The sequence below is a fragment of the Streptomyces sp. NPDC047049 genome, from assembly GCF_040643995.1.
In the GTDB taxonomy this organism is placed as follows: domain Bacteria; phylum Actinomycetota; class Actinomycetes; order Streptomycetales; family Streptomycetaceae; genus Streptomyces; species Streptomyces mooreae.
Genome location: NZ_JBEYVM010000032.1, coordinates 35,924 through 49,653, shown reverse-complemented (window position 1 = coordinate 49,653; position 13,730 = coordinate 35,924). Strand labels below are relative to the sequence as shown.

The following is a 13,730-nucleotide window of genomic DNA, read 5'->3' as shown; positions in this document are numbered from 1 at the left end:
CCCCCACGGGAGGGGACGGGCCGGAGCGGGTGGGGTGCCGGACGTAAAGCGAAGCAGTCCGGCACCCCACCCGCGCAGGCCCGTCACCGCACCCCAACAGCCCCGCGCAGCGGACCCGCCCCGCGCAGCGGACCCGCCCGCCGCCAGGCGCAGGCGCCACGGCGGGAAAGCCAAAAACGGCGCAGGCAAAGCGCAGCGGACCGGCACCCCCTACGGAGAACCCGACAGCTCCGCGTCGATCAGCTTGGCCCATTGCTCGACCACCCGGTCACGACGGGCCGTGTCGTCCGTGAGGAGATTCGCGAGGCCCAGGCCGCGGGCCATGTCGAGCAGGCCCTGGACGGTTTCCCGGACGCCGGGCACCGCCTCGTCGGCGTCGAGCAGGGCCACCGCCGTGCGGTGCGCCTCGCGGCCGACCTTGGCCTCCAGGGCGGTGACCCGGTCGCGTAGCTGCTCCTCGTCGGAGGCGGCGACCCACAGGTGGAGCGCGGCGCGGAACAGCGGGCCCGTGTAGAGGCCGACCAGCTCCTCGACGATGATCCAGGTGCGGGCCACGGAGCCGGCCGGCGGCAGATTGCGGGCGACGGCCTTGACCGCGCCCTGCCGCTTCTCGGCGACGTGTTCGACGGCCGCCGTGAAGAGGTCTTCGCGGGTGCGGAAGTGGTGCTGCGCCGCACCCCGCGAGACGCCGGCGCGCTCGGCGACCACGGAGACCGTGCTGCCGCTCCAGCCGCGCTCGGCGAGGCAGGAGACGGCGGCCTCCAGCAGTTTGAGGCGGGTGGCGCGGCTGCGTTCCTGCTGGGGCTGTTTGGGGCCGCGGGCCGGGGTCACCGCGCCCATGCCGGGGCCCGCCGTTCCAGGAAGGCGGTCATGCCCTCGCGGGCCTCGGCGGAGCCGAAGAGCCGCGCGGACTGTTCGGCGAGCGCTTCGGTGTCGCGGTCGAAGGCGGCCAGCACCTCGGCGGTGACCAGCTTCTTCGACTCGGCCAGGCCCTGTGGTGAGCCCTTGCGCAGCCCGTCCAGTACGGGCGCGAGGCCGGTGTCGACATCGTCGGCCGCGAGGGTGACCAGGCCGATCCTGGCCGCCTCCGCCGCGCCGAACTTCTCGCCGGTCAGGTAGTAGCGGCCCGCGGCGCGCGGGTCCAGGCGCGGCAGCAGCGGCAGGGAGATGACGGCGGGGGCGAGGCCGAGGCGGGCCTCGGTGAACGCGAAGGTGGTGTCCGGGCCCGCCGCGGAGATGTCACAGGCGCCGAGCAGGCCCAGGCCCCCGGCCCGGACGTGTCCGGTGACCCGGGCGACCACCGGTTTGGGCAGCGCCACGATGCTGCGCAGCAGCCGGGCCAGGCCGAGCGGCCCGTCCTTCGCCGAGCCCGAGGTGGCCTCGGAGAGGTCCGCGCCGGCGCAGAACGTGCCGCCGGTGTGGGTGAGCACGACGGCGCGGGTGGCGTCGTCGGCGGCGGCGTCGGCGAGGGCCTGGCCGAGTTCGGCGACCAGGCGGGTGGAGAGCGCGTTGCGGTTGTGCGGGGAGTCCAGGGTGAGGGTGGTGATGCCGTGCTCGTGGGAGCGCGGGACCAGGGTCGTGGCGGGTGCGTCGGTCATCGGGGCGTCGAGCTCCTTTCCCTGGCGCGCAGTTCGCGCCGCAGGATCTTTCCGGTGGTGGCGCGCGGCACGCTCTCCAGGAATTCCACGCGGCGCACTTTCTTGTAGGGGGCGACCTGATCGGCAACGTACGCGATGACCTCGTCCTCGCTCAGGCTGGCCCCCCGCTGCCGGACCACGAACGCCTTGGGCACCTCGTTGCCGTCCGCGTCCACGACGCCGATGACCGCCGCGTCGGCGATGGCGTCATGCCCGAGCAGCAGCGCTTCGAGATCGGCGGGGGCGACCTGGTAGCCCTTGTATTTGATCAACTCCTTGACGCGGTCGACGACATACAGCCAGCCGTCGTCGTCCGCCCGCCCGACGTCGCCGGTGTGCAGCCAGCCCTCGGGGTCGATCATCGCGTCGGTTTCGGCGGGCCGTCCCAGATAGCCCTTCATCACCTGCGGGCCGCGGATCAGGATCTCGCCGCTCTCCCCCGGCGGCACGTCCTCGCCGGTCGCCAGGGACACCAGGCGCATCTCGGTGTTGGGGATCAGCTTGCCGACGGCGCCGGGCGGCGGGTTCGGCGCGTCGAGGGGGACGCAGTGCGTGCCCGGCGACAACTCGGTCATGCCGTACGCCTGCAGGACCGGCGGCAGACCGAGCCGCCGGGAGCAGGCCGCCGCCAGCTCGGCGTCCAGGGGCGCGGCGGCGGAGACGAGGTAGCGCAGGGAGGTCAGGTCGTAGTCGGCGACCAGCGGGTGTTTGGCGAGGGCGAGGACGATCGGGGGCGCGACGTAGACGGCCGTGATGCGGTGTTTCTCGATCGCGGCGAGGAACTGCCGCAGGTCGAAGCGGGGCAGCACCACGACGGTGGCGCCGTTGCGCAGGGGTGCGTTCATCAGGGCGGTCAGCCCGTAGATGTGGAAGAAGGGCAGCACCGCCAGCACCCGGTCGTCCGGGCCGCTGGAGACCAGCGGGGTGAGCTGGGCGAGGTTGGTGGCGATGCTGCGGTGGGTGAGCATCACGCCCTTGGGGGTGCCCGTGGTGCCGGAGGAGTAGGGCAGGACGGCCAGGTCGTCGGCCGGGTCGAGGGTGACGGACGGTTCCGGGTCGGTGCAGGCGACGAGGTCCTGGACGGAGCGGTGGCCCTCGGCCCGGTCGCAGACCAGGATCTCGGCGATCCCGCCGGCCTGCTGTGCGGCGGCGCGCGCGGTGTCCAGCAGCGCCGCTACGGTCACGATCCAGCGGGCCCCGGAGTCGCCCAGCTGCTTGGCGAACTCGCCCTCGGTGGCCAGCGGATGAACGGTGGTGACCGCCGCCCCGCAGCGCGAGGCGGCGTAGAAGACGACGGGGAAGAGCACGCTGTTCGGGCTGTGCAGGGCCAGCACCTCGCCCTTGCGGACCCCGGCAGCGGCAAGGGCGGCCGCGAGCCGGCGGCTGAAGTGGTCCAGCCGGTCGTAGCCGAGGGTGGTGCCGTCGAGCCCGTCGATCAGGGCGGGCCGGTCGCCGTACTCCACCGCCCGCCCGAGGACGGCCTCGTGGATCGGCAGCTCCACGGGCGCGACGTCGGCGTACTCGCTGCGGAAGACGTGGGATGCGGGGGCAGTGTGGGACGTGCGGGACGCGTGGGACACCATGCCGGGGCCTTTCCCTCAAGGGTGGGTACGGCGGGGCGGGGAGGCGACGAATCCGCCCGGTCGGCCGGTCTACAGCTGTCGGCCGGCCGGCACGGGGAGCAGCATGGCGCACTCAGTACGACTTGGGCAGGCCCAGTGACTGGTGTGAGATGTAGTTGAGGATCATTTCTCGGCTGACCGGGGCGATTCGTGCCACCCGGGCGGCGGTGATCAGGGAGGCGAGGCCGTACTCCTGGGTGAGGCCGTTGCCGCCGAGGGTGTGGACGGCCTGGTCGACGGCGTGGACGGCGGCCTCGGCCGCCGCGTACTTGGCCATGTTGGCGGCCTCGCCCGCGCCCATGTCGTCGCCCGCGTCGTAGAGGTGGGCCGCCTTCTGCATCATCAACCGGGCGAGTTCCAGCTCGATATGGGCCTGGGCGAGGGGGTGGGCGAGGGCCTGGTGGGCGCCGATGGGCTCCTTCCACACCTGGCGGGTACGGGCGTAGTCGAGGGCCCGGCCGAGGGCGTAGCGGCCCATTCCCAGGGCGAAGGCGGCGGTCATGATCCGCTCCGGGTTGAGCCCCGCGAAGAGCTGGAGGAGTCCGGCGTCCTCGTCGCCGACCAGCGCCTCGGCGGGCAGCCGGACCTCGTCCAGGGTCAGTTCGAACTGCTTCTCCGGGGCGGCGAGTTCCATCGCGATCGGGCTGCGGCGGAAGCCGGGGGTCTCGCGCGGCACGATGAACAGGCAGGGCTTGAGGCGGCCGGTGCGGGCGTCCTCGGTACGGCCGACGATCAGGGTCGCGTCGGCGATGTCGACGCCCGAGATGAAGACCTTGCGGCCGTTGAGGACCCAGTCCGTCCCTTCCCTGCGTGCGGTGGTCGTGATGCGGTGCGAGTTGGAGCCGGCGTCCGGCTCGGTGATGCCGAAGGCCATCTTGCGGGAGCCGTCGGCGAGGCCGGGCAGCCAGGTCCGCTTCTGTTCCTCGGTGCCGGACCGGGCGATGACCGTGCCGCAGATGGCGGGCGAGACGACCAGCATCAGCAGCGGACAGCCTGCCGCCCCCAGCTCCTCCAGGACGAGGGAGAGTTCGACGATGCCGCCGCCTCCCCCGCCGTACTCCTCGGGGAGGTTGACGCCGAGGTAGCCCAGCTTGGCGGCCTCGGCCCACAGTTCGTCGGTGTGCGTGCCCTCGGCCACGACGCGGGTGACGTAGTCGCGGCCGTAGCGCTTGCCGAGCGCGGCGACGGCGTCGCGCAGGGCACGCTGTTCCTCGGTCTCGATCACAGGGTTGCTCATGGCGGTGCTCATGGCGGCTCCTTGTGTGCGGCGGGTGAGGGGAAAGGGGGAGGTGCGGGGAGGTGCGGGGGGGGCGGTGCGGTGCGGTGGGTCAGCCCGTCGCGGTCATCTCGGACGCCTCGGCCACGACCGCCAGCAGCGCCCCCACCTCGACCTGTTGTCCGGTGCGGACGGGCAGTGCGGTGAGGGTGCCGGGGGCCGGAGCGGTGATCTTGTGTTCCATCTTCATCGCCTCCAGCCAGAGCAGGGGTTGGCCCGTCTCGACGCGGTCGCCCTCGGTGAGGCCTTCCGCGATCCGTACGACCGTGCCGGGCATCGGCGCCAGCAGCGAGCCGGGCTCCGTACGGGCCGTGGGGTCGGGGAAGCGGGGCAGGGCGGTGAAGGCGCAGGAGGCGGGCGCGGCGGTGGGCGCGCCGGGGGCGGGGGGCGCGTCGACGTGGACCCGGTCGCCGTAGCGGGCGACCGTGAACGGCCGCCGCAGGCCGTCGGCTTCGAGCACCACCTCGTCCGGCCCCAGGGCGAGCAGCCGGACGCCGGGGAAGTCCTCGGCCGACAGCCCGTCGCGGCCCAGCCGGTAGCGGATCTCGTACGCGGTGCCGGTGGCGGTGCCGGAGGTGGCGGTGCCGGTGCCCGCGCAGGCGTAGGTCTTGGTCTGCGGTCCGGAGGGGACGTTGCGGAAGCCCCCGAAGCGGGAGCGGCCGTGGGCGTCGGCGAGGGCCGCGGCGAGGGCGAAGAGGCCGGCCCCGGCGTCGGCGGGCTCGGTCAGTGCGGGGAGGTTGCGGTCGTAGAAGCCGGTGTCCAGCGCCGCGGGGTCGGTGAACTCCGGGTGGCGCAGGGAGCGTACGAGCAGGTCGCGGTTGGTGACCGGGCCGTGGATACGGGCCCGCTCCAGGGCGCCGGCGAGTTTCCGTACGGCCGCGTCCCGGGTGGGTGCCCAGGCGATGACCTTGGCGAGCATCGGGTCGTAGTGGACGCCGATGGTGTCGCCGTCGGTCACCCCGGAGTCCAGGCGGACGCCGTCGGGCAGTTCCAGGCGGTGCAGGGTGCCGGTCTGCGGCTGCCAGCCGGCCGCCGGGTCCTCCGCGTACAGCCGCGCCTCGACGGCGTGGCCGTGCGGACGCGGCGGTTCGGCGTCGAGGGGGTGGCCCTCGGCGATGCTCAGCTGGAGGGCGACGAGGTCGAGGCCGTGGACGGCCTCGGTGACCGGGTGTTCGACCTGGAGGCGGGTGTTCATCTCCAGGAAGTACGCACGTCCGTCCGCCGAGACCAGGAACTCCACGGTGCCGGCGCCCCGGTAGCCGATGGCGTGGGCGGCCTGTTCCGCCGCTTGATGGAGGGTGGTGCGCAGTGCGTCGGAGAGTGCGGGGGCCGGGGCCTCCTCGATGACCTTCTGGTGGCGGCGCTGGAGGGAGCAGTCGCGGGTGCCGAGCGTCCAGACGGTTCCGTGCGCGTCGGCGAGGATCTGCACCTCGACATGGCGGCCGCCCACCACGTAGGGCTCGACGAACACCTCCCCGTCGCCGAACGCGGACGCCGCTTCGGCCTTCGCTGCCGTCAACTCCTCGTCCAATACGGCGAGTTCGGTGACCAGACGCATTCCGCGGCCGCCGCCGCCCGCCGCCGCCTTCACCAGCAGCGGCAGATCGGCCTCGGTGGCCGCCGCGGGGTCGAGGGGGGCGAGCAGCGGCACCCCGGCCCCGGCCATCAGCTCCTTGGCCCGCGTCTTGGACGCCATGGCCTCGATGGCGGCGGGCGGCGGGCCGATCCAGGCCAGGCCCGCTTCGGTCACCGCGGCGGCGAAGGCGGCGTTCTCGGAGAGGAAGCCGTAGCCGGGGTGGACCGCGTCGGCGCCCGCGGACCGCGCGGCCCGCACCAGCAGGTCGCCGCGCAGATAGGTGTCGGCCGGGGCGTCGCCCGGGAGCCGTACGGCGGTGTCCGCCTCGCGGACGTGCGGGGCGTCCGCGTCCGCGTCCGAGTGCACGGCGACGGTGGAGACGCCCAGTTCACGGCAGGTGCGGAAGACCCGCCGGGCTATTTCGCCGCGGTTGGCGACAAGGAGGGAACGGATCACTTCTGCCTCACATCCGGAAGACGCCGAAGCCGCCCCGCGCGCCCTCGACCGGCGCGTTGTGGAGGGCGGACAGACACAGGCCGAGGACGGTCCGGGTGTCGCGCGGGTCGATGACACCGTCGTCGTAGAGCCGCCCCGACAGGAACATCGGCAGCGACTCCGACTCGATCTGCTGCTCGACCATGGCGCGCAGCCCGGCGTCCGCCTCGTCGTCGTAGGGCTGTCCCTTGGCCGCGGCCGAGGCGCGGGCGACGATCGAGAGCACCCCGGCCAGTTGCTGCGGTCCCATGACGGCGGATTTGGCGCTCGGCCAGGCGAACAGGAAACGGGGGTCGAAGGCGCGGCCGCACATGCCGTAGTGGCCGGCGCCGTACGAGGCGCCCATGAGGACGGACAGGTGCGGGACCTTCGAGTTCGACACCGCGTTGATCATCATGGCGCCGTGTTTGATGATGCCGCCCTGCTCGTACTCCTTGCCGACCATGTAGCCGGTGGTGTTGTGGAGGAAGAGGAGGGGGATGTCGCGCTGGTTGGCCAGCTGGATGAACTGGGCGGCCTTCTGGGACTCCGCGCTGAAGAGCACGCCCTGGGCGTTGGCGAGGATGCCGACCGGGTAGCCGTGCAGCTCGGCCCAGCCGGTCGCCAGGCTCGGCCCGTAGAGCGGTTTGAACTCGTCGAAGTCCGAGCCGTCGACGATCCGGGCGATGACCTCGCGGGGGTCGAAGGGCGCCTTGAGGTCACCGGGGACGATGCCCAGCAGCTCTTCCTCGTCGTACGCGGGGGGCGCCGCGGGCCCCGGATCGGGCTGTGGTTTACGCCAGTTGAGGCGGGCGACCACCCGCCGGGCCTGGCGCAGCGCGTCCGGCTCGTCCACCGCGAAGTAGTCCGCGAGCCCGGAGGTGCGGGCGTGCATCTCGGCGCCGCCCAGCGACTCGTCGTCGCTCTCCTCGCCGGTCGCCATCTTCACCAGCGGCGGCCCGCCGAGGAACACCTTCGCCCGCTCCTTGACCATGATCACGTGGTCGGACATGCCGGGGACGTAGGCGCCGCCCGCGGTGGAGTTGCCGAAGACCACGGCGACGGTGGGGAGGCCGGCCGCCGACAGCCGGGTGAGGTCGCGGAACAGCGCCCCGCCCGGGATGAAGATCTCCTTCTGGCTGGGCAGATCGGCGCCGCCGGATTCGACCAGCGAGATCACCGGCAGCCGGTTGGCGAAGGCGATCTCATTGGCCCGCAGCGCCTTCTTCAGCGACCAGGGGTTGCTGGCGCCGCCGCGCACCGTCGGGTCGTTGGCGGTGATCAGGCACTCCACACCGGCGACGGTGCCGATGCCGGTGACCAGCGAGGCGCCCACCTGATAGTCGCTGCCCCAGGCCGCGAGCGGCGACAGCTCCAGGAACGGGGTATCGGGGTCGAGCAGCAGCTCGATCCGCTCCCGGGCGAGCAGCTTGCCGCGCCCCCGGTGCCGGGCGACGTACTTCTCCCCGCCGCCCGCGGTCGCCTTGGCGTGTTCGGCCTCGACCTCGGCGAGCTTCGCGAGCATCGTCTCCCGGCGCTCCGCGTACTCGGCGCCCGCCGTGTCGAGCCCGGTTGCGAGCACGGTCACAACAACACCTCCGGTATGTCCATGTGTCGCGCGCGCAGCCACTCCCCCACGGCCTTGGCCTGCGGGTCGAACCGGGCCTGGGCCGCGACGCCCTCGCCGAGCAGCCCGTCGACGACGAAGTTGAGCGCGCGCAGATTCGGCAGTACGTGCCGGTCGACCGGCAGCTCGGCGGTCTCCGGCAGCAACTGCCGGAAGCGCTCGACGGTCAGCTCGTGTGCCAGCCAGCGCCAGGCCCGGTCGGTACGGGCCCACACCCCGACGTTCGCCGAGCCGCCCTTGTCGCCGCTGCGGGCACCGGCGACCAGGCCGAGGGGCGCGCGCCGGGTGGCCCCGGCGGGCAGCGGCTCGGGAAGCTCCGGATCGGGCAGTCTTTCCACCTCCTGGGTAGCGGAGGTGGCGGACGCGGGTGGGATGGCGACCCGGGTGCCGTCCGCCAGTACGGCCACCTGCGGTACCCCGGCCGCGTCCACCGCCACCGCCTCGAAGACCCCGTACGGGGTTCCCCTGCCGGGTGGCGCGGTGACATGGAAGCCGGGGTAGCTGGCCAGCGCCAGCTCGACCGCGGCGCCGCTGACCACCCGTCCCACCGCGTCCTGGTCGGCGTCCCGCACCACCAGTCGCAGCAGTGCGCTCGCCTCCTCCTGGACCTCGGCGTCCGCGTGGTCGGTGCGGGCCAGCGTCCAGCGCACCTCGGCCGGCCGGTTGCCCGCCGCGTCGAAGGCCGCCTCCATCTGCCGGCGGACCAGCACGGCCTTGGCCGTCACGTCCAGCCCGGTCAGGACGAAGGTGACCTCGTTGCGCCAGCCGCCGAGGCGGGTCAGCCCGGTCTTGAGGGCCGGCGGCGGCGCCTCGCCGCGCACCCCGCTGATCCGGACCCGGTCCGGCCCCTCCTCCACCAGCCGCACGGTGTCCAGCCGCGCCGTCACATCGGGTCCGGCGTAGCGGGCGCCGGACGTCTCGTACAGCAGTTGGGCGGTGACCGTGCCGGTGGTGACCGCGCCGCCGGTCCCCGGGTGCTTGGTGATCACCGCGCTGCCGTCGGCGGCGATCTCGGCCAGCGGGAAGCCGGGCCGCAGCAGGTCATGGGCGCCGAAGAAGGAGTAGTTGCCGCCGGTGGCCTGGGCGCCGCATTCGAGGACGTGCCCGGCGGCCACCGCCCCGGCCAGCTGGTCCCAGTCCCCGGGCCGCCAGCCGAAGTGTGCCTGGGCCGCGCCGCTGACCAGCGCGGCATCGGTGACCCGCCCGGTCACCACCACCTCCGCACCGGCCCGCAGACACGCCGCGATCCCTCCGCCGCCCAGGTAGGCGTTGGCGGTCAGCACCCCTTCGCCCCACCCCCCGCGCGCCAGCAGATCATCGCCCTCCACATGCGCCACGCTGACGGACACCCCGACCTTGTCCGCCAACTCCCGTACGGCGTCGGCGAGTCCGGCCGGATTCAGCCCGCCCGCGTTGGCGACGATCCGCACCCCGCGCTCGACGGCCAGCCCGAGCCCGTCCTCCAACTGCCGCAGGAAGGTCTTGGCGTAGCCGCGCGCGGGGTCCTTCAGACGGTCCCGGCCGAGGATCAGCATGGTCAGCTCGGCGAGGTAGTCGCCGGTCAGGACGTCCAGGGGGCCGCCGGTCAGCATCTCGCGCAGCGCATCGAAGCGGTCGCCGTAGAAGCCGGAGGCGTTGCCGATACGGAGGGTGGCGGGGTCGGCGCCGAGGGGGGAGGGGGGCGACGCCGGGGGCGGGGTGTTTGCCGTGGGGGGCGGGGTGTTTGCCGTGGGGGGCGTGCCGTGTGTGGGGGTGGCGTCGCTCACGGGGTGCCGCCCTTCCCGGACGGCTCCCGGCTGGCCTGCCCGGACGGGTCTTGGCCGCCCTTCCCGGACGGGTCCTGGTTGACCTCCCCGGACGGCTCCCGGCCCTTGCCCGGCGGGCCCGCGAAGGCCTGGGCGATCCCCAGCCACCGTTCCGCGTCCGCCCCTTCGGCCCGCAGGGACGGCAGGTCGGCGCGGTGCGCCCGCTGGGTCACCAGCAGACAGAACTCCAGCGCGTCCCCGGTCACCCGCTGCCCGGCGTCCGCGGGGCCGTACTCCCACACCGCGCCGTCCGGCCCCCGCAGCTCGACCCGGAACTCCTCGTCGGGCGGCGTGAGTTGATGCGTCGCATAGGCGAAGTCACGGGTCCGGACCCCGATCCGGGCGATATGCCGCAGCCGGGCGGTGGGCCGGCGGCCGGCCCCCAGCGCGTCGGCCACGTCCTGGCCGTGCGCCCAGGTCTCCATCAGCCGGGCGGTGGCCATCGAGGCGACGCTCATCGGCGGGCCGTACCAGGGCAGCTTCTCGCCCGCCGGACGGGCGGCGAGCGCCCGCAGCAGCTCTTCGCGACCGTCGCGCCAGCCGGCCAGCAAGGCGTCGGGCGGCACCTTCGCCCCCTCCTCGGCAGCCTCGTCGACAAAGGTCAGCGGCGAGGCCAGCGCCTCCCGCGCGGCCCGCGCGAACCCCTCCGGGTCGGTGGCCGAGAGCAGGGCCTGCCGGTCGGTCCAGGCGAGATGGGCGATCTGATGGGCGACGGTCCACCCCTCGGCGGGGGTCGAAGCCGCCCAGCGCTCCGCCGGCAGCCCGGCGACCAGCGCGTCCAACTCCTCACTCTCCGCCCTGAGATCGGCCAGTACGGCGCCGGGATCGGACACGCGACACTCCCCTCATCGACGCGACTGCCGTAACGGCAGGGCGTGTTGGCATGCGACGACGGCCGCGGCACAGGGCGGCGGCCCGTCGGTGGTGCGGGTGTGGTGTGGTGCGGGTGCGGTGCGCTCCGAGCGTGGCAGCGCCGACAGAAACAATCAAGCACGCCTGCATGATTTTCTGATCCATCGATGCCTTCGAGCCACGGCGCATGGCGTGGCCTGGCCACCCGCCACGACAAGACACCGGCCGGCTGCCTGGCGGGGCTTCAGCTGCACGGACCGGCCATCCGGCTCCGCAGCATTCACCCCGCCTGATCACGACTCCTCACAGGTCCTGGACCCGGCGGCTCACGGGTCCTGGGCCCGGCGGCTTTACAGGTCCCGGCCCCGGCGGCCCGCTGCGGAGGCGAAGCCGAGCCAGGTGTGCCGGTTGCCCGCCCAGCACCAGCCCACCTTGGGGGCATTGCGCCGCTCGCGGCCGTCCCGCCCCGTGCCATTACTGATCCAGAGGGCCGGCGTGCGGGAGTCCAGCGCGCCGTTGGCTTTGCGCAGCCGGGACCCGATGGTCATGAAGCAGTGGTTGCGCTCCAGGACCGCGGGCTGCTGCAGCACCCAGTGGATGCCCTCGGTGAGCAGCAACGGGGTGCGGGCCTTCGCCGTGAGGGCGGGCAACGCCTCGTCCGGACTCCAGTTGGCCATCTGGTCGCCGCGGTCGAGGCCGGTGAGGAGGTAGAGCGGGGCATCAGGCAGCGCGATCGTGTCGAGCGAGGCAAAGAGGTCGACGTCGGGCATGTCACTGACGACGAAGCCCGGCTTGCCGTCACGGCGGAGCAACGGCGCGAGGGCAGAGGCAGGGGCCTGATCCGGGTGGACGGCGAGCAGGGCATCCCCGTCGCCCGCACGGCATTCAGCGGCCTGGGCGAAGGCCCGAAGACCGGCGGTGGACAGCCCTGCCAACTCGTGCACCCCCAGCTCGATCAGTCGCTCGGCCTGTGCGCTCAGGGCCGGGAACACGGGGAGAGTGGTGGAGGAAACGGGCGTAGATTCGTGCACGATGCTCCTAGGAAAGCAGCGAGGACGGACCCGGGACCAACGAAACGACCCCGCCGGAACGTTCCCGCCTCTGGTGCGCTCGATAAGCGGTCAGCGCACGCCACCGAGCGGAGCCTCCTCTTCCCGCTCCCGGTGCTCCGCCTCGCCGGTCACCTGCCAAGGTGCTCCGAACCGCGCCAGGTAGTGCCACACCTTCTTGACCGCCTGCGGGTCATGACGACCGCTTCTGGCGGCGTCTCCCACGAGGCGCGGATCGAGCACGTCACCGACGGCGATCTGCGCGCCCAGTTCGATGAACTCCTGGCCCCGGTAGGCGGGATGCCGGCGAAGCTCCTCGACCGTGAGCCGGAAGCCGGGGTGCCATTCCACAGGGCACGGAAGACGGCCGGCAGCGTCCTCGACGGCCGTGCCCCGGTAGCAGCGGTCCAGGACCAGGGCCTCGACGTCGCGATCGAGCCGCACCGGTCCGTGCACCTGCGCTTCGATGCAGTCGTCGAGGGCGTCCCGATGGCCGGTCAGGGCCAGCTCGATGAGCCCCATGCGCTCCGCGGTACCGAAGTCCGAGGGCTCCAGGCAGCTGTCCGGATAGCAGAACGTCGTCCGCTCCAGCGTCCGGGCGGTGAGCCGGAAGTGGGAGGAGCCGAAGCGCGGCGCGGCGCCGACGGGATTCCGGCCGAAGTTCAACGCCCCATAGACGGGCCGCTCACCGGCAGCGGCATTGTCGTAGGCGCCGTTGAAGATCCGGCTCTCCCACCGCCACCGGTCCCCACCGGGGTAGGCGGTCAGGCCGCCGTTGCTCGTTTGGGTGACGAACTGTGAGACATAGGCACCGCACTCGGCCAGGGAGTCAAGGATCGGCTTGCCGCGCGTCAGACGGTCCGGATGGAAGTTGAGGGTCACCCGCAGCATCGGATCCAGCGGCGGACCGGCCGCCAGCCCGGCCACATGGCCAAGAGCCCGCTCCTGCGGTGTCCGGATGGCGTCGAAGCTCATGCCCGGAGTGTCCCCGAGCTGACCGGCCCGCGTACACAGGGTTCCGCGCCTGGGCTGAGCGGAGGCGCTTGACGGGCTGTCACGGAGGGAACCGCTCCGGAGCCGGTCACCCCGAGCGGGGAAATCCGGTGGCGGCAGTCCAGTGGTCCGCCCAGGTCGTCGAGCCGCCTACACCGCCGTGCCCCCTACTGCTCAGGCGCACGGCGGTGAGCGAGGACACCGGGGTCGATGTCGATCGGGAAGGGACGTTCGACGGCGGTCGTCTCCGCGGCCTGAACGAGGCGGTCGAGGTAGCCGCCGTTCTCCAGCTCGCCGAGGTAGAGGCGCGGTGCGGGCTCCAGCTCCAAGCGCCAGTAGTGGGCGATACCCGCCGCGGCGTAGAGAGCCGGCTTCATTTTGCGGTCGGTGACCCGGGTGGAGGGCGAGGCGATTTCCACGACGAGGAGCACGTCGTGCGCGGGCACGGTGAGGCCGGCGTCGGCTGCGGCAGCAGCGTCACAGACGGCGATGTCGGGGATCAGCAGGCCGTCGGGCACGACGAGGTTGATGGCCTCCAGGATCTCCACGGGGGCGCCCGCGGCGTCGGCGGCCGCTTCCAGGAGGGCGGCCAGGCGGCGGGAGGCCCGCTGGTGGGGGACGCCGGGGCTGGGGCTCATCACCAGGCTGCCTCCGACGAGCTCGATGCGGGAACGGGTGTCCTCGGGCAGGGCCAGGACATCGTCAAGGGTCCAGGGGCCCTGGTGGTCGGCGGCTGCAACGCTCATTCCTCTCACCTCCTTGGCTAAGGCCAGTGTGGCCCGGCTGAGGGGCGGATGTCGCCCCCGCAGGCAGGCGAGA

Annotated in this window: 11 protein-coding genes; all 11 read right to left on the bottom strand. The window is 73.1% G+C overall.

Annotated features, from left to right (window positions below):
- Positions 1-210 precede the first annotated feature (210 nt).
- On the bottom strand, positions 211-840 hold the full coding sequence (locus ABZ851_RS36215) for a TetR/AcrR family transcriptional regulator (protein WP_361136796.1): 630 nt from the start codon (positions 838-840) through the stop codon (positions 211-213).
- A complete protein-coding gene (locus ABZ851_RS36210; protein ID WP_361136794.1) occupies positions 828-1,598 on the bottom strand; it encodes an enoyl-CoA hydratase family protein in 771 nt (256 codons plus the stop codon). The genes ABZ851_RS36215 and ABZ851_RS36210 overlap by 13 nt, the downstream gene beginning before the upstream one ends.
- On the bottom strand, positions 1,595-3,220 hold the full coding sequence (locus tag ABZ851_RS36205) for a 4-coumarate--CoA ligase family protein (protein ID WP_361136792.1): 1,626 nt from the start codon (positions 3,218-3,220) through the stop codon (positions 1,595-1,597). Before ABZ851_RS36205 ends, ABZ851_RS36210 begins: the two co-directional genes overlap by 4 nt.
- Before the next feature lie 112 nt (positions 3,221-3,332).
- Positions 3,333-4,508 carry an acyl-CoA dehydrogenase family protein gene (locus ABZ851_RS36200; protein ID WP_361136790.1) on the bottom strand — a complete coding sequence of 392 codons (1,176 nt, stop codon included), beginning with the start codon at positions 4,506-4,508 and terminating at the stop codon, positions 3,333-3,335.
- A gap of 79 nt (positions 4,509-4,587) precedes the next feature.
- Positions 4,588-6,567, bottom strand: coding sequence for a biotin carboxylase N-terminal domain-containing protein (locus tag ABZ851_RS36195; RefSeq protein ID WP_361136788.1), 1,980 nt, complete (start codon positions 6,565-6,567; stop codon positions 4,588-4,590).
- 7 nt (positions 6,568-6,574) lie between these two features.
- Positions 6,575-8,173, bottom strand: coding sequence for a carboxyl transferase domain-containing protein (locus ABZ851_RS36190; protein WP_361136786.1), 1,599 nt, complete (start codon positions 8,171-8,173; stop codon positions 6,575-6,577).
- A complete protein-coding gene (locus ABZ851_RS36185; protein WP_361136802.1) occupies positions 8,170-9,855 on the bottom strand; it encodes an acyclic terpene utilization AtuA family protein in 1,686 nt (561 codons plus the stop codon). The genes ABZ851_RS36190 and ABZ851_RS36185 overlap by 4 nt, the downstream gene beginning before the upstream one ends.
- A gap of 119 nt (positions 9,856-9,974) precedes the next feature.
- Entirely contained in the window at positions 9,975-10,850 is an 876-nt protein-coding gene (locus ABZ851_RS36180; protein ID WP_361136784.1) for a TIGR03084 family metal-binding protein, read from the bottom strand.
- 369 nt (positions 10,851-11,219) lie between these two features.
- Positions 11,220-11,900, bottom strand: a complete 681-nt coding sequence (locus ABZ851_RS36175; protein WP_361136782.1) for a DUF5701 family protein — start codon at positions 11,898-11,900, stop codon at positions 11,220-11,222.
- 90 nt (positions 11,901-11,990) lie between these two features.
- A complete protein-coding gene (locus tag ABZ851_RS36170) occupies positions 11,991-12,893 on the bottom strand; it encodes a DUF3626 domain-containing protein (protein WP_361136780.1) in 903 nt (300 codons plus the stop codon).
- A gap of 185 nt (positions 12,894-13,078) precedes the next feature.
- The gene (locus ABZ851_RS36165; RefSeq protein WP_361136778.1) at positions 13,079-13,657 is read right to left on the bottom strand and encodes a Uma2 family endonuclease; all 579 of its coding nucleotides are present in this window, start codon (positions 13,655-13,657) and stop codon (positions 13,079-13,081) included.
- Positions 13,658-13,730 lie beyond the last annotated feature (73 nt).

What these genes read in the sequence shown, in the direction of transcription:
- ABZ851_RS36165 (WP_361136778.1), bottom strand. Translation starts at nt 13,657, where the DNA reads ATGAGCGTTGCAGCCGCCGACCACCAGGGCCCCTGGACCCTTGACGAT.
- ABZ851_RS36205 (WP_361136792.1), bottom strand. Translation starts at nt 3,220, where the DNA reads ATGGTGTCCCACGCGTCCCGCACGTCCCACACTGCCCCCGCATCCCAC.
- ABZ851_RS36200 (WP_361136790.1), bottom strand. Translation starts at nt 4,508, where the DNA reads ATGAGCACCGCCATGAGCAACCCTGTGATCGAGACCGAGGAACAGCGT.
- ABZ851_RS36170 (WP_361136780.1), bottom strand. Translation starts at nt 12,893, where the DNA reads ATGAGCTTCGACGCCATCCGGACACCGCAGGAGCGGGCTCTTGGCCAT.
- ABZ851_RS36210 (WP_361136794.1), bottom strand. Translation starts at nt 1,598, where the DNA reads ATGACCGACGCACCCGCCACGACCCTGGTCCCGCGCTCCCACGAGCAC.
- ABZ851_RS36215 (WP_361136796.1), bottom strand. Translation starts at nt 840, where the DNA reads ATGGGCGCGGTGACCCCGGCCCGCGGCCCCAAACAGCCCCAGCAGGAA.